This is a genomic window from Embleya sp. NPDC005971, assembly GCF_040629175.1.
Lineage (GTDB): Bacteria > Actinomycetota > Actinomycetes > Streptomycetales > Streptomycetaceae > Embleya.
On record NZ_JBEXUX010000013.1, the window covers coordinates 38,334 to 52,916 of the forward strand.

General features: G+C 71.0%; 12 protein-coding genes and 1 riboswitch. Of the genes, 8 read left to right on the plus strand and 4 right to left on the minus strand.

Features of this window, described 5'->3' with window-relative positions; all coding sequences use genetic code 11:
- The first annotated feature begins 528 nt into the window (after window positions 1–528).
- Window positions 529–1,473, plus strand: coding sequence for a maleylpyruvate isomerase N-terminal domain-containing protein (locus tag ABZ374_RS14150; RefSeq protein WP_360310547.1), 945 nt, complete (start codon window positions 529–531; stop codon window positions 1,471–1,473).
- 178 nt (window positions 1,474–1,651) lie between these two features.
- Here ABZ374_RS14150 and ABZ374_RS14155 read toward each other — a convergent pair whose 3' ends face one another.
- Window positions 1,652–2,095: a DUF3052 domain-containing protein gene (locus ABZ374_RS14155; RefSeq protein ID WP_360310549.1), complete on the minus strand. Its 444-nt coding sequence runs from the start codon at window positions 2,093–2,095 to the stop codon at window positions 1,652–1,654.
- A gap of 655 nt (window positions 2,096–2,750) precedes the next feature.
- Here ABZ374_RS14155 and aceE point away from each other — a divergent pair.
- From aceE to ABZ374_RS14170, 3 genes are all read left to right on the plus strand, one after another.
- Window positions 2,751–5,486 (plus strand): pyruvate dehydrogenase (acetyl-transferring), homodimeric type, encoded by a 2,736-nt coding sequence (aceE, locus tag ABZ374_RS14160; protein ID WP_360310551.1) that lies wholly within the window; start codon window positions 2,751–2,753, stop codon window positions 5,484–5,486.
- 252 nt (window positions 5,487–5,738) lie between these two features.
- The gene (locus ABZ374_RS14165) at window positions 5,739–7,127 is read left to right on the plus strand and encodes a hypothetical protein (protein ID WP_360310753.1); all 1,389 of its coding nucleotides are present in this window, start codon (window positions 5,739–5,741) and stop codon (window positions 7,125–7,127) included.
- The gene (locus ABZ374_RS14170) at window positions 7,124–8,287 is read left to right on the plus strand and encodes a hypothetical protein (RefSeq protein WP_360310553.1); all 1,164 of its coding nucleotides are present in this window, start codon (window positions 7,124–7,126) and stop codon (window positions 8,285–8,287) included. Before ABZ374_RS14165 ends, ABZ374_RS14170 begins: the two co-directional genes overlap by 4 nt.
- 44 nt (window positions 8,288–8,331) lie before the next feature.
- On the opposite strand, the gene ABZ374_RS14175 is transcribed toward ABZ374_RS14170, so the two are convergent.
- The 3 genes from ABZ374_RS14175 to ABZ374_RS14185 all read right to left on the minus strand — a co-directional run bounded on the left by ABZ374_RS14175 (window position 8,332) and on the right by ABZ374_RS14185 (window position 10,598).
- On the minus strand, window positions 8,332–9,330 hold the full coding sequence (locus ABZ374_RS14175) for an aldo/keto reductase (protein ID WP_360310555.1): 999 nt from the start codon (window positions 9,328–9,330) through the stop codon (window positions 8,332–8,334).
- Entirely contained in the window at window positions 9,308–9,772 is a 465-nt protein-coding gene (locus ABZ374_RS14180; protein ID WP_360310557.1) for a MerR family transcriptional regulator, read from the minus strand. The genes ABZ374_RS14175 and ABZ374_RS14180 overlap by 23 nt, the downstream gene beginning before the upstream one ends.
- Window positions 9,773–9,863: 91 nt before the next feature.
- Window positions 9,864–10,598, minus strand: a complete 735-nt coding sequence (locus ABZ374_RS14185; RefSeq protein ID WP_360310559.1) for a pirin family protein — start codon at window positions 10,596–10,598, stop codon at window positions 9,864–9,866.
- Between the two features lie 177 nt (window positions 10,599–10,775).
- A riboswitch (cobalamin riboswitch) is annotated at window positions 10,776–10,838 on the plus strand.
- Between the two features lie 112 nt (window positions 10,839–10,950).
- Between ABZ374_RS14185 and ABZ374_RS14190 the strand changes: the two genes are divergently transcribed.
- The 4 genes from ABZ374_RS14190 to ABZ374_RS14205 are packed head-to-tail and all read left to right on the plus strand — an operon-like array spanning window position 10,951 to window position 14,582.
- Complete coding sequence (locus ABZ374_RS14190; protein ID WP_360310561.1) at window positions 10,951–11,937, plus strand: ABC transporter substrate-binding protein; 987 nt, start codon at window positions 10,951–10,953, stop codon at window positions 11,935–11,937.
- A 10-nt stretch (window positions 11,938–11,947) separates the two neighbouring features.
- Window positions 11,948–13,000: an iron ABC transporter permease gene (locus tag ABZ374_RS14195; protein WP_360310563.1), complete on the plus strand. Its 1,053-nt coding sequence runs from the start codon at window positions 11,948–11,950 to the stop codon at window positions 12,998–13,000.
- Window positions 12,997–13,806 (plus strand): ABC transporter ATP-binding protein, encoded by an 810-nt coding sequence (locus tag ABZ374_RS14200; RefSeq protein ID WP_360310565.1) that lies wholly within the window; start codon window positions 12,997–12,999, stop codon window positions 13,804–13,806. The genes ABZ374_RS14195 and ABZ374_RS14200 overlap by 4 nt, the downstream gene beginning before the upstream one ends.
- Window positions 13,803–14,582 carry an adenosylcobinamide amidohydrolase gene (locus ABZ374_RS14205; protein ID WP_360310567.1) on the plus strand — a complete coding sequence of 260 codons (780 nt, stop codon included), beginning with the start codon at window positions 13,803–13,805 and terminating at the stop codon, window positions 14,580–14,582. The genes ABZ374_RS14200 and ABZ374_RS14205 overlap by 4 nt, the downstream gene beginning before the upstream one ends.
- Window position 14,583: the final 1 nt, after the last annotated feature.

The window sequence follows — 14,583 nt, forward strand, 5'->3', positions numbered from 1 at the left end:
CCGACCAACCTTCGAGACCAAGCAGCCTCCGGCCCCTCAAGCCGAATCAGCCCAACCAAAGCCTTGAGGCCACCCAGCCCGGCAACCGGCGCATGAGGCGAACCCAACCCGGCCGGCACTTGACGCCACCCAGCCCCGCCGGCACTTGAGGCCACTCAGCCTCGCCGGCGCTTGAGGCGAATCAGCCCGGCCGGCGCTTGAGGCCACCCAGCCCCGCCGGCGCTTGAGGCGAACCCAGCCCGGCCGGCGCATGAGGCCACCCAGCCCCGCCGGCGCTTGAGGCGAACCCAGCCCGGCCAGCGCATGAGGCCACCCAGCCCCGCCGGCACTTGAGGCCACTCAGCCTCGCCGGCGCTTGAGGCGAACCAGCCCGGCCGGCGCATGAGGCCAAGGCAGCCCCGCCGGCGCTTGAGGCGAACCCAGCCCGGCCGGCGCATGAGGCCAAGGCAGCCCCGCCCGGCGCCTGAGGGCAACCCCGCCCCCGGGCCCCCAGCGTTCGCCCCCCGACCCAACGGGCAGTATGCGAGCATGTCGATCGAGTCCGTGTGCGGCCCATGGGGCACCGCCTCCATGCCCACCCCCAAGCAACGCGCACGCGCCCTCACCGCCTGGGACGCCTTCCGCGACCTGGCCGCCCAAGTCGACCCGGACGCCCCCTCCCGCCTCCCCGGCTGGAACGCCCGCGCCGTGATCACCCACCTCGCCTCCTGGCCGGAGGCCCCCCTGCTGGCCCGCCTGCTCGCAGAGGCAAGCGGTCGACGCTCCCCCGACACCGCCCCGATGCACCAGGACGACGTCAACGCCCGCCTGGTCGACACCCATCGCGACGCCACGACCGAGGAACTGCTCGCCGCCCTCGACGACGGCCGCACCCGACTCGCGGCGGCCTTCGACGCGACCGCCCAGGACCCGACCCTGGCCCTGGCCCGTACCGGTTCCCAGGTAGGCCCCGTCCCGCTCCTCACCCAGCTCGGCGCGATCGCCTACGAACTGGCCGTACACGCACTCGACCTGGCCCCCTGCGGCGCCGACGAACCGCCCCCCGCGCTCCTCGACGCCGGCGTCCTGGCCCTGGCCGACATCACCGGCGCCCTCGCCGCCCGCCACGGCGTCCGAGCCCGCACCGGCCTGGCCGTACCCGGCGGCGGCTGGGGCTTCGCCGCCCCCGGCGCCGACGGCACCGGCTGGGAGGTCTTCCCCCTGCCCCCCGGCCGCCCCACCCTCCCCGCCGTCGAGGCCCGCTCCGCCGCCCTGCTCCTGGACGCCTCCGCAGGCCGCCGCGCCGTCCCGGGCCTGCTCGCCCGACGCGACCTCAAGCCGCACAACCTGCCCGGCCTGCTCGCCCTGGCCCCGCTCCTGGACCACGTCCCCGGCCTCCCGGGCGGCCCCGCGCTGCGCCTGACCGCAACCGCCCTGGGCAGCGTCGGCCGAATGACCGCCCTCCTGCCCACCCTCCCCCGCTTCCGCCCCTGAACGCCGCCGAACACCCGGAGCGTCCGGAACGCCCCCGCCCCGCCGGCACCGCCCCGACAACCACCGCACCGAAACAGCAAAACCCCGACCAGTGACCAAAGTCACCGCCCGGGGCCTCACACTCGCTGCTCACCAACCGCAGCCGTACAGCTCGTCTGCTTACCGCAGTGGCATCGGTTTACTTCTTGCCGCTGCGCACCGCCTTGGGCGACACCAGACGGGTCGCCGACCAGTCCTTGACGGCGCCGAAGCTCGTCGTGCGGGCCAAGCCCGCCGTCGGCGCGGCCTCACCGATGTCCGAGGGTTCTACATATCCGTCCCGGCCGGTCTTCGGGGTCAGCAGCCAGATATGGCCGCCATCCGTGAGCGTGGCGAGGGCATCCACGAGGGTGTCGACGAGATCGCCGTCATCGTCGCGGAACCACAACAGAACGACGTCGGCAACGTCTTCCTCGTAGTCCTCATCGACGAGTTCGTTGCCGGTGAGTTCCGCGATCTCCTCGCGCAACTCCTCGTCCACGTCGTCGTCGTAACCGAGCTCCTGGACCACCTGTCCGGGCTGGAACCCAAGTCGAGCAGCCGAGTTGGCCCGCTCTTCCGCGTGGTCCGCGGTCGCGCTCACGAATCAACCTCCCTTGTCCGGCCCCACAACGCTTCGGGGCTCACGCGCGTAAGTCCACACGCGCCAGGCTGTTCGCGCAAGTACCCAGGTCACGTACTTGCGCAAACGCCACACCACGCCCTGTGCGGAAGCTACCCCGACCGGGTGTGGATCACGCAACGTATTCGAGGGTCCAGCCTGACAGAAGAAAACCCACCGGGTCCGCCGGGGCCGTCCGGCGGTCGGATCCACCCCGCCCACGTGGAGCCGGTCGCCGCGATTGGTGCCCGCATCGGCTCCGACCTCGCGGCCGAAGGGGTGCGAAAGCCCTCACACCCTCCCAGGGGAACTACGCCAGTGCGCTGTCCGTATGACAGTCGGCGTAAGGTCTTGGAGGTTCACGGTTGCATCACCCCGCAATCGCGAACCGCCGCGAGGAGCGTCCGGTGACAGCCGGACGATCAGGGCAGCTCCGCTCCTTTCGCGGTAGCCGAACACGGATCGGGCTCGGTACATGAGATGCAGGCGGGCACCCCGCCGGTCCATTACCGGTCGGTAGAGATGACGGATCCAACGTCCGGGTACCACGATGGGGACGGCGCGACACCGCTCAGGGTGGTCGACCCCGCTCTCGCGCGGGGAGGGTCCCCATCTACCGATAAGGCGAAGGAACAGCGTGGCTTCCGGACGAGAGCGCTTCTCGATCATCAGCGACGGCCTCCCGAGCCAGCTCCCCGACATCGATCCGAACGAGACCGGGGAATGGCTGGAGTCGCTGGACGCAGTCATCAACGAGCAGGGCCGCCAGCGAGCCCGCTACATCATGCTCAAGCTGCTCGAACGGGCCCGTGAACGACAGGTCGGCGTGCCGGCTCTGCGCAGCACGGACTACATCAACACGATTGCCCCGGAGAGCGAGCCCTGGTTCCCCGGCGACGAGAACATCGAGCGGCGCATCCGTGCGTTCGTGCGGTGGAACGCCGCGATCATGGTGTCGCGGGCGAACCGCCCGGGGCTGGGGGTCGGCGGTCACATCGCCACCTACGCGTCGTCGGCGAGCCTGTACGAGGTCGGCTTCAACCACTTCTTCCGCGGCAAGGACCACGGGGAATCGGGCGACCAGATCTACTTCCAGGGACACGCGTCCCCGGGCATCTACGCACGTGCCTTCCTGGAGGGACGCCTCAGCGAGGCACAGCTCGACGGGTTCCGCCAGGAGAAGTCGGCCGCCCCGAACGGGCTGCCCAGCTACCCGCACCCGCGGATGATGCCGGACTTCTGGGAGTTCCCGACCGTCTCGATGGGCCTGGGCCCGCTCGGGGCGATCTACCAGGCCCGGTTCAACCGGTACCTGCACAACCGCAACATCAAGGACACCTCGCGCAGCCACGTGTGGGCCTTCCTCGGCGACGGCGAGATGGACGAGCCCGAGTCGCTCGGCAACATCGGCCTGGCCGCCCGTGAGGAGCTGGACAACCTCACCTTCGTGATCAACTGCAACCTGCAGCGGCTCGACGGTCCGGTGCGCGGCAACGGCAAGATCATTCAGGAGCTGGAGTCGTACTTCCGCGGCGCCGGCTGGAACGTGATCAAGGTCGTCTGGGGTCGCGACTGGGACCCGCTGCTGGCCCAGGACACCGACGGCGCGCTCGTGAACAAGATGAACACGACGCCCGACGGCCAGTTCCAGACCTACGCGGTGGAGTCCGGCGCGTACGTGCGCGAGCACTTCTTCGGCGACGACGCGCGGCTGCGCCGGATGGTGCAGGACCTGTCCGACGAGGACATCCAAAAGCTCGGTCGCGGCGGGCACGACTACCGCAAGGTCTACGCGGCCTTCAAGTCGGCACGTGAGCACGTCGGCCAGCCGACGGTGATCCTGGCGCAGACGGTGAAGGGGTGGACGCTCGGCCCGAACTTCGAGTCGCGCAACGCCACGCACCAGATGAAGAAGCTCACCAAGTCGGACCTGAAGGCGTTCCGCGACCGGCTCTACCTGCCGATCTCGGACGAGCAGCTCGAAGGCGACGTCCCCCCGTACTTCCACCCCGGTGAGAAGTCCGAGGAGATGGAGTACATGCGCGAGCGGCGCGCCGCGCTCGGTGGTTCGCTGCCGCAGCGGTTGGACCGGTCCAAGGCGCTCAAGCTGCCCGGCGACCCGGTCTACAGCGTGCTGAAGAAGGGTTCGAAGCAGCCGGTCGCCACGACGCAGGCGTTCGTGCGGCTGCTCAAGGACCTGATGCGCGACTCCGAGATCGGCAAGCGGTTCGTGCCGATCGCTCCGGACGAGTACCGCACGTTCGGCATGGACGCGATGTTCCCGACCGCGAAGGTCTACAACCCGCACGGGCAGACCTACGACTCGGTCGACCGTGAGCTGCTCCTGTCCTACAAGGAGTCGGCGCAGGGTCAGATGTTGCACGACGGCATCTCCGAGGCCGGTTGTGTGGCGTCGCTGATCGCGGCGGGCTCGACGTACTCGACGCACGGCGAGCAGATGATCCCCGTGTACGTCTTCTACTCGATGTTCGGGTTCCAGCGCACCGGCGACCAGTTCTGGCAGATGGCCGACCAGCTCAGCCGCGGCTTCGTGCTCGGCGCCACGGCCGGTCGCACCACGCTGACCGGCGAGGGCACCCAGCACGCGGACGGGCACTCGCAGCTCCTGGCCTCGACCAACCCGGCCTGTGTGGCGTACGACCCGGCCTTCTCGTACGAGATCGCGCACATCGTCAAGGACGGTCTGCGGCGGATGTACGGCGAGAACGCCGAGGACATCTTCTACTACATGACGGTCTACAACGAGCCCATCGCGCAGCCGGCGGAGCCCGCGAACGTCGACGTGGACGGCATCCTCAAGGGTCTGTACCTCTACCAGGACGGTCCCGCCAAGGAGGGCGCGCTGCGTGCCCAGATCCTCGCCTCCGGTGTCGGTATGCCGTGGGCGCTGGAAGCGCAGAAGTTGCTCGCCGAGGACTGGAACGTGGTCGCCGACGTGTGGTCGGCCACGTCCTGGAACGAGCTGCGGCGCGACGCGGTCGCGGCGGAGGAGCACAACCTGCTCCACCCCGAGGCCGAGCCGCACATCCCGTACGTGACCCGAGTACTCGACGGCCGGCCCGGCCCGGTGGTGGCGGTCAGCGACTGGATGCGGGCCGTCCCGGACCAGATCTCGCGTTGGGTCCCGGCCGACTTCGCGTCGCTGGGCACCGACGGCTTCGGCTTCGCGGACACCCGCGGTGCGGCGCGGCGCTTCTTCCACGTGGACACCGAGTCCGTCGTGGTGGGCGTGCTGTCCGAGCTCGCCCGGCGCGGCGAGATCGAGACCGGGATCGTCACGAAGGCGATCGAGAAGTACGAACTCCTGGACGTCAAGGCGGCCGGAGTGGGCACGGTCGGCGGCGACGCCTGACCGGCGAATGACCCGGCCGTGGCCCCGATCCGTTCGCGGATCGGGGCCACGGCCGTTATTGCCGAGCCTTCGGGATTGCCCGGGGACTAGACTCTCGGGGCCGGCCGCGGGACTTCGGCTGCGACTTTCGGAATCGCCTCTTAAGCGTCACTTCGCTGTTCGCGCCTCCATTCCCCGGCCGGCATCAATTTTGTCCGGTCGAGGGGATATCTGGTGGATCGCCGGGATCTGGTCGCGTGCGAAGACGTGGTGATGTTCGTCAACGCGGCGGTGACCGCGACCGGCCAGCGCGAGTTCCGCGACGACGCGGACACCCAACGGCTGTCGGTGGAGTTCCTGCACGAATACATCGTGGGCAACTACCGCGAGCTCTATGCCGCCACCCTCGCGCTGGACATCAACGACTTCAACGCGGCCCTGATCGTCCGGAACCTGCTGGTGAGCAGCCGCGAGCTGACTCCCGAGGTGCGTCGGCGCGAGGGCGAGCTGATCGCGCGCAGGCTGGAGTCGATGGCCCCGCAGCGGGTCTGGAAGCTCTTTCGCGAGTTGGCCCGACGAGGCGTGAACAACCGACGCACCCGGGCGATCATGCGGGATTGGACGACGGGCCGCCGTGATCCGGTCTTCGACGCGGTGAAGTATCGCGCCGGGGTGAAGGCGACGATGCGGCACGCGCATCTGGAAGTGCCCGCGGAGACGGGGACCTTCCTGTTCACGCCGCCGCGCCGGGTCCCGGTGTTCACCACGCCGTTGTTCGAGACGTGGCGGCAGGCGCACTACGCGCAGCGCGCGCTCTACGACTTGCCCTACAGCGTCGCCGAGGGGCTGGCCTCCGCGCACGGCATCAAGCGCGCGACGTTCCTGGAGAAGATCGCCCCGCAACTGACCCGCCTGGAGCGGTTGCGCCTGCAGACGGCGGGCGAGCGGGCCGGCGTCGGGGCGCTCAAGGCGGATCTCGGCGAGATGGGGCTGACCAGGCTCGCGTCGTACGTACTGTCCCTGTCGCAGGCCGAACGGGCAGCCCGACACGACGAGTTGCGCCACGCGATGACCGTCTCGGCCCGTCGGGTGGCCGGTGCCGCCGCGGGGACGTGGGGGCGGGTCGTCGCGGTGCTCGACGACAGCTTCTCCTCGTTCGGTTCGACGGCCAAGCGGCAACGTCCGTTGGCCGTGGCGCTCGCGTGTCGGTTCCTGTTGAAGGCGCTCGCCGGGGAGTTCACCGGACTGTGGACCTCGGGGACGCACGATCCGCTGCTGGTCCGGCCGAGCGGGCCGACGCCGCTGGGCCACCGACTGATCGACGCGCTCGAATTGGCGCCCGACCGCCTGATCGTGGTCTCGGACGGGTGGGACAACAGCCCGCCCGGCCTGGCCGCCGAGGTGTTGCGAGTGTGGCGCGAGCGGTTGGACCCGAAGGAGGCGACCACCGTGGTGCATCTGAACCCGGTGTACGACGCGCAGGGCTTCGACGTGAAGCGATTGTCGGCGAGCGTGCCGACAGTGGGGGTGCGCGACGCCGAGGACGTCCCGGCCCTGATCGAGTTGGCCCGGTTCGCCGAGGGGCGGGCCGGATTCGCGGAACTGCGCCACTACCTGGCTGATCGCCAGGACCGGTTCCGTATCCGGAAGGCGGCGGCGTGAACGGGACTTTCGCGGCGACCGGGCTGGTCGCCCGGCCGGCCCAGGTGTGGGGCGCGGTCCGGCTGGTGCCGCTGGTGCGCGAGGAACCGCTGGAGGGCCTGCGGCTGGATCGGCGCGTGTACGGGGTCGGCGACCCCTCGATCGTCGACGTCGGCGACGGCTCCTGGTACCGGTCCTTCATCCCGCACGCCTTCGTCGCGTCGTGGGATCCCGAGGGCGACCCGACGGCGGCCTTCGGCACCCAGCTCCAGGAACGCCCGGTCACGCCGCGCAGCGCGCGGATGAAGATGCCGCCCAGGCGCGCGGTGCGCCGGATGGCCCGCGGCGTGGGCGGCAACCGACTGCGTTTCCTGCCGATGCACCTGGCCCTGGAGGGGTATCTCGCGTTGCACTTCGGCGGCCCCTCGATGGTGTGGGAGGAGTGGACCGACCGGGCCGTGCGCGAGGGGTTGACGCCGCGGATGGAGGAGGCGTACTGCGGGTACGCCGTGCGCGGTCTGGCCGACGCGCTCAAGGTGTTCGAGATCCACCCGCGTCAGTGCGGGGTCGCGCTCTACGTCGCGGACACGCTCGCGAGCGTGTTCGTGGTGCCGCATCCCTCCGACTACCGGGCCCTGCACGCGACCCTGCTCGAAGACCTGTACGGCGAGGCGCTGTTCCACTACGCCACCTACGTCGAGGCGGTCCCGGACTTCGTCGTGGAGATCGATGCCGAGCGGGTGTCCTCGCCGGCGGACCTGCGCCGCGCGGCGGACGGACAGGTCGGGGCCTGGGAGCGGTTCCACCACCTGATGTTGTCCGGGCTCACCGGCGAGGGCGCGTACACGCACGAATCGGTGTACCGCCTGGGGCCGTTCGAGCTGTCCCGGTTCCTGCCCTCGTTCCGCCTCGACGAGGAGAACCACATCGGCGAGCGGATCACCCACCAGGACGGCCGGCTGGCGTACTGCAAGACGTTTCGGCTCTCCCCGGCCCAGACCCGCCGGGGGCACCTGCTCACCACGCTGCACGCGCACGACTGGGCCCTGGACGCCACGGCGACCGCGTTGCACAGTACGCCGTCCGCGTTGGCCCGGCGCATCCGCGAATCGGGCTTCGAGGGCATGCTCCGGCAACACGAGGTGGACCGCCTGGAGCGCGAGGGACGCCGCCGCGGCTGAGCCGCCCCGCGCCGGATCGGCGGCGGGGCGGTCTGTGGCCGGGTTCAGTCGCGGTCGTTGAAGGTCGCCGTCATGTCCGGGTAGCGCGCCCCGGTGACCTGCTCGGCGATCGGTTCGAGGGCGGCCAGTTCGGCCTCGGTGAGCACCAGGTCGACCGCGCCCACGTTCTCCGTCAGGCGGTGTCGCTTGGTGGTGCCCGGGATCGGCACCACCGACAGGCCCCACGCCGCGGTGCGCGAGTGCACCCAGGCGAGCGCGACCTGCGCGGGGGTGGCGTCGTGGGCCCGGGCGATCGTCTGCAGCGGCGCCAGGATGGCCGCGTTCGCGGCGGCGTTGTCGCCGGTGAAGCGCGGCTGGGAGCGGCGGAAGTCGCCTTCCGGCAGGGTCTCCGCACTGGCCCAGGCGCCGGTCAGAAAGCCTCGACCCAGCGGCGAGTAGGCGACCAGTGCCGCGCCCGCCGCGCGGGTGGCCGGCACCACGCCGTCCTCGATGTCGCGGGTGAACAGGCTCCACTCCGACTGCACGGCGGCGATCGGGTGTACGGCCGCCGCCGCGTGCAACTCCTTGGCGGTCACCTCGGACAGGCCCAGGTGTCGCACCTTGCCCTCGCGCACCAGCTCCGCCATCGCGCCGACGGTCTCCTCGATCGGCACCCGGACGTCGCGGCGGTGCATGTAGTACAGGTCGATCACGTCGGTGCGCAGCCGACGCAGACTGGCCTCGGCCGCCTGCTTGACGTAGGCCGCGTCGCCGCGCACCTCCCGCTCCCCCTCGGGCGTGACGGTGATCGAGAACTTGCTGGCCAGGGTGACCCGTTCGCGCCGGCCGCCCTCGGCGAGGAAGGCTCCGAGCAGTTCCTCGTTGGTGTGCGGGCCGTAGACGTCCGCGGTGTCGAACAGGGTGACACCCAGGTCGAGGGCACGTTCGAGCGTGGCCACCGACTCGTCGTGCTCGGCCCCCGCGTAGAAGGCGCTCATGCCCATGCAACCCAGGCCCTGTGCGAAGACCTCGGGACCGTCGCTACCCAACTTGAGAGTGCTCATCGTCGTTACTCCGCTCCGCGTCCGCGTACGTCTCGATCTTGTAGTCGATCACGAGCAGGCAACTCTGGAGATCGCTGATCCGGTTGCGGACCTCCTCGCGGTGGTCCTCCAGCAACTCTCGGCGTGCGGCCCGGGTCTCGTCGCCCAGGCGGATCATCTCCGCGTAGCGAAGCATGTCCGCCACCGGCATCCCGGTCAGCCGCATCTTGCCGACGAACTCCAGCCAGTCCAGATCGTGGTCGCTGTAGCGACGACGACTGCCCCGCCCGTTCCCGTCTCCTCCCGCCCGGGGGCCCTGCCGGCTCACGTGCCGCATCAGGCCGATCCGCTCGTACCAGCGCAGCGTGTGCGCGGTCAGACCGGTGCGTTCGACCACTTCACCGATCGAGTACTTGCCGACCTCGTAGTCCTCGGGTGTGGTGACCTGTTGCGTGGCCGACATGGGTGAGCCTCCGGTGGGAAGCCCGCCCCGGTGGGACGGGCACGACACGAACGCTACGGAGTTGGAGCGCACTCCAAGCAAGCACGAATCCTCACGCCCGGGTCAATCCCGCGTGCATCTCCCACACCAGCACCTCGGCCGGGCCGTCCGGGAAGGCGGTGAGCCGCAGCCCGTCGGCGTCGGACACCCGCACCGCGTCACCCGCCGCGAGCACGCCGGCCCCTTCCAGGTCGACGATCCCGCGGGCGACGAACACGTGCACGAACGGTGCGTCCGGCAGCGTCACGGTGCCGGACGCGGGCAGGTGCGCCGCGTGCAGCGCGGCGTCCTTCTGGTGGATCCGGATCGCCGCGTCGTGGCCGGGGCGACCGGACGCGACCGGCACCAGGTCACCGCGGGCCAGCTCGGCCCGCACGTCCTGCTGTTGGTAGCCCGGCGCGATCCCGTCCTCGTCGGGGACGACCCACATCTGCACGAAGTGCACCGGGTCCGAGGAGTCCACGTCGTTGCGCTCCGAGTGCAGGATGCCGCGACCGGCGCTCATCCGCTGGGCCAGGCCCGGATGGATGATCCCGTTGTGGCCCTCGGAGTCCTGATGCACCAGGGCCCCGGACAGGACCCAGGTGAGGATCTCCATGTCCCGATGCGGGTGGGTGTCGAAGCCGGTGCCGGGCGCCACCGTGTCGTCGTTGCTGACCAGGAGCAGTCCGAAATGGGTGTTGTCCGGCGTGTAGTGCCGGCCGAAGGAGAAGCTGTGGTGCGAATCGAGCCAGCCTGCGCGGGTGTGGAAACGTTCGCCGGCCCGGCGCACGTCGAAGGTGGTCATGCCCGGTTCAACCACGGACCGGCGGCGCACTGTTCCCCATGCCCCGCGCCCCGCCGACGAGCGCCCGATTGTCGATGGATCGCCCGTAATCCGGCCCCGATCACCCAGGGTGAACGACCCCGTTGATATCGTTCGCGCGTCGGCGACCGGTTTGTCGCCGACGGCGTCGAACGCAGCGAAGTCCGGTGGGATCCCGGCGCTGTCCCGCAACCGTGATGCCCCGCCCGGACGCCCGGGAGATCGGGGACGAGCCGGGTCGCCTCGTTCGCGCCGACGACATCGGCCTCGCAGGAGGGGCGATCCGTCTCCACGGGTCCCGACGCCTGCCGCGTCGAAGGACCTGGAGTCTTCGTTGAGATCCGTACCCCTGCTTCGTTCCGCCACCGCGCTGCTGTTGGGCGCGCTCGTCCTCACCGGTTGCGGTGACTCGGACGACTCGAAGGACGACAAGGCCCAGGGCACGCCGACCGCGACCGGCGGCTCGGCCGGATCGGGTCCCGACGCCAAGGCGTTCCCGGCCACCGTGGACTCCGGCGGCGGCAAGGTCACCATCGCGAGTGCCCCCAAGAAGATCGTCTCGCTCGCGCCCAGCGCCACCGAGATGTTGTTCGCGATCGGCGCGGGCGGCCAGGTCACCGCGGTGGACGACCAGTCGAACTTCCCGGCGGACGCGCCCAAGACCAAGCTGTCCGGCTTCAAGCCGAACATCGAGGCGATCACCAACTACACCCCCGACCTCGTGGTCGCCTCGGACGACACCGACGGCCTGGTCGCGTCCTTGACCAAGCTGAAGATCCCGGTCGTGCTGACGCCGGCGGCGAAGTCCTTCGACGACTCGTACGCCCAATTGGCCACCCTGGGCACGGCCACCGGGCACAGCAGGCAGGCCGGCGAGGTGGCGACCAAAATGAAGGGCGACATCGCGGCCATCGTCGCCGCGACGCCCAAGCCCGCGAAGCAGCTGAGCTACTTCCACGAGTTGGACAACACGCTCTACACCTCGACCTCCAAGACCTTCCTCGGTCAGGTGTACGCGCAGTTCGGCCTGAAGAACATCGCCGACGACGCGGACAAGGCCGGCACCGGCTACCCGCAGTTGTCCGCCGAATACCTCCTGCAGGCCAACCCCGATCTGGTCTTCCTCGCCGACACCAAGTGTTGCGGCCAAAACGCCGACGTGGTGGGCAAGCGGCCGGGTTGGGACCGGGTGACCGCGGTGCGCAAGGGTGGCGTGGTCGGGCTCGACGACGACATAGCCTCGCGCTGGGGCCCGCGGGTGGTCGAGCTGGTCCGGGCCGTGTCGGAGGCGGTCACCAAGGCCGGCGCGGCGCAGGGCTGACGGCCCTCCCGTGCGCGACCTCCTGCCCGGGCGATCCCGACCGGCGGTACTGCCCCTGCTCGGCGCGGGCGTGCTGCTGGTCGGCGTCGTCGTGCTCGCACTGACCGTCGGGGCGGCCGATCTGCCCGCGAGCGGGGTGCTGCTGGCCCTGCTGGACAAGCTGCCGTGGGTACACCTGGACCATGGCCTGTCCCCGGTCCAGTACGCGGTCCTGATGGACCTGCGGCTGCCCCGGGTGCTGGCCGCGGTGACCGTGGGCGGGCTGTTGGCCATGGCGGGCGCCGGCTATCAGGGCGTCTTTCGCAACCCGCTGGCGGACCCGTACCTGCTCGGCGCCGCCTCCGGCGCGGGCCTGGGTGCGACGCTGGTGATCGTCTACGCCGACGGCAACAGCGTGGGCGGGATCCCGGTGGTGCCGCTCGCCTCGTTCGTCGGCGCGATGGGCGGGGTGCTGCTCGCCTACGGGCTCGGGGCGAGCACCGGCCGCTCGGACGGCACCGCGAACCTGGTCCTGGCCGGCGTCGCGGTCGCCCAGTTCCTGGCCGCCGCGCAGACCTACGTGCAGTCCGCGAACACCGACGAACTGCGGCGGATCTACTCGTGGATCTTCGGCCGGTTGTCCGGCATCGGCTGGGCCGATCTGCGGATGATCCTGCCGTACGCGCTGCTGAGCACCGCGGTGCTGCTCCTGCACGGACGCCTGCTCGACGTCATGTCGGTCGGCGACGAGGAAGCCGCGGGCCTGGGTGTCCGGGCCGGCCGGGTGCGCCTGGTGGTGCTCCTGGCCGCCTCCCTCGCCACCGCGTCGGCGGTCGCGATCAGCGGCCTGATCGGCTTCGTCGGCATCGTCGTGCCGCACATCGTGCGGCGCTTCGTGGGCGGCAGCTACCGCCGGGTGTTGCCCATGTCGCTGCTGTGCGGCGCGGCCTTCCTGGTGCTCACCGACCTGCTCGCCCGGACCATCACCGCGCCCGGCGAGCTGCCGATCGGTGTGGTCACCGCGTTCGTCGGCGCGCCGTTCTTCGTGTTCGTGCTGCGTGGCACCCGCAAGGTGGACGTGTGAGCGCCCGGTTGTTGTTGCGCGACACCGGCGTGGACCGCGACGGGGTTCCGGTGCTGCGCGGGGTGGACGCGGAGGTCGAGCCCGGCGAGTGGTTGGCGGTGATCGGCCCCAACGGCGCGGGCAAGTCCACGCTGCTCAAGGCGGTCGCCGGGCTGCTGCCCTACCTGGGCTCGATCAGCGTGGCCGGCCGCCCGGTCCGCGAACTCACCCGACGCGAATCGGGCCGCGGCATCGCCTACACCGCGCAGACCCCGGTGGTGCCCGCGCAGATGCCGGTACACGAGTACATCCTGCTCGGTCGCACCCCCCACCTGGGCTACCTGGCCCGCCCCGGGCGGCGCGACCGGGCGATCGCCGACGAGGTGATCGAGCGCCTGGACCTGGGCCCCTTCGCGAGCCGCGACGTGGGCCGCCTCTCCGGCGGCGAACGCCAACGCGTGGTGTTGGCCCGCGCCCTCACCCAGCAGGCACCGGTACTGCTCCTGGACGAGCCGACCACCGCGCTGGACCTGGGTCACCAACAACAGGTGCTGGAGATCGTCGACGGCCTGCGCCGCGACGACGGCCTCACGGTGCTCACCACGCTGCACGACCTGGGCGTCGCCGCGCAGTACGCGGACCGGCTGCTGATGCTGGTCGACGGGCGGCCGGTGGCCTTCGGATCGGCCGCCGAGGTGCTCACCCCCGCGTCGATCGCCGAGCACTACCAGGCGCGGGTATCGGTCGAGCCGGGTCCGGACGGTCGCCCACGAGTGCACCTGATCCGCCCGGGGCACGCGGGCCGAGACAGCGAGGAAGACGCATGAGCACCCTGCCCGGCCCGCGCGAGGCGCCGGCGAACCCGTTGTTGTGGCCGACGGCAATCTGGCGCGACGAGGACGGCGTGCGCCGCCCGGCCCTGCTCTGGCGGGCCGGTCCCGGCTGGCGAATGGCCTCCTCCGCACTGCTCGGCGGCGGCATCGGCGAACGCTCCTGGGTGCTGAACATGCAGGTACGCCCCGGCTACGACCGGATGGACCCGGTCACCCACCTGCACGAGGTCGCCGCGCCCCTGGGCCTGCCGAGCACCCTCGGCGTGGGTCTGATGACCGCCGCCGAGGTCACCGCCTGGACACACGGCGCCGACGAGGGCGTCGAAGCCGCGGTCACCACCGGCATCGGCATCCCCACCTGGGCCGCCGCCCCGGTCCCCGGCACCCCGGGCATCCCCGCTCCCGGCACCATCAACATCCTCGCCGCCATCCCCGCGCCCCTCTCCGACGCGGCCCTGATCAACGCGATCGCCACCGCCACCGAAGCCAAGGTCCAAGCCCTCCTCACCGCCGGCTACGCCTGCACCGGCACCCCCTCGGACGCCATCTGCATCGCCGCCCACACTCCCCACCCCACCGACCCCCCGGAACCCTTCGCCGGCCCCCGCTCCCTGTGGGGCGCCCGCCTGGCCCGCGCGGTCCACACCGCCGTCCTCCAAGGCGCCCGTGCCGACCACATCCGCCGCCGCGGCCACGACCGCGTTCGCGCCGCTCACGACTCGCCCCGAGCGAGCCCCCACCACTCCCGGCCACGTGACAGAGCAGAATGAC

Coding starts and splice junctions, on each gene's coding strand:
- ABZ374_RS14175 (WP_360310555.1), bottom strand. CDS start 9,330: ATGAGCACTCTCAAGTTGGGTAGCGACGGTCCCGAGGTCTTCGCACAG.
- ABZ374_RS14150 (WP_360310547.1), top strand. CDS start 529: ATGTCGATCGAGTCCGTGTGCGGCCCATGGGGCACCGCCTCCATGCCC.
- ABZ374_RS14180 (WP_360310557.1), bottom strand. CDS start 9,772: ATGTCGGCCACGCAACAGGTCACCACACCCGAGGACTACGAGGTCGGC.
- ABZ374_RS14185 (WP_360310559.1), bottom strand. CDS start 10,598: ATGACCACCTTCGACGTGCGCCGGGCCGGCGAACGTTTCCACACCCGC.
- ABZ374_RS14205 (WP_360310567.1), top strand. CDS start 13,803: ATGAGCACCCTGCCCGGCCCGCGCGAGGCGCCGGCGAACCCGTTGTTG.
- ABZ374_RS14165 (WP_360310753.1), top strand. CDS start 5,739: ATGTTCGTCAACGCGGCGGTGACCGCGACCGGCCAGCGCGAGTTCCGC.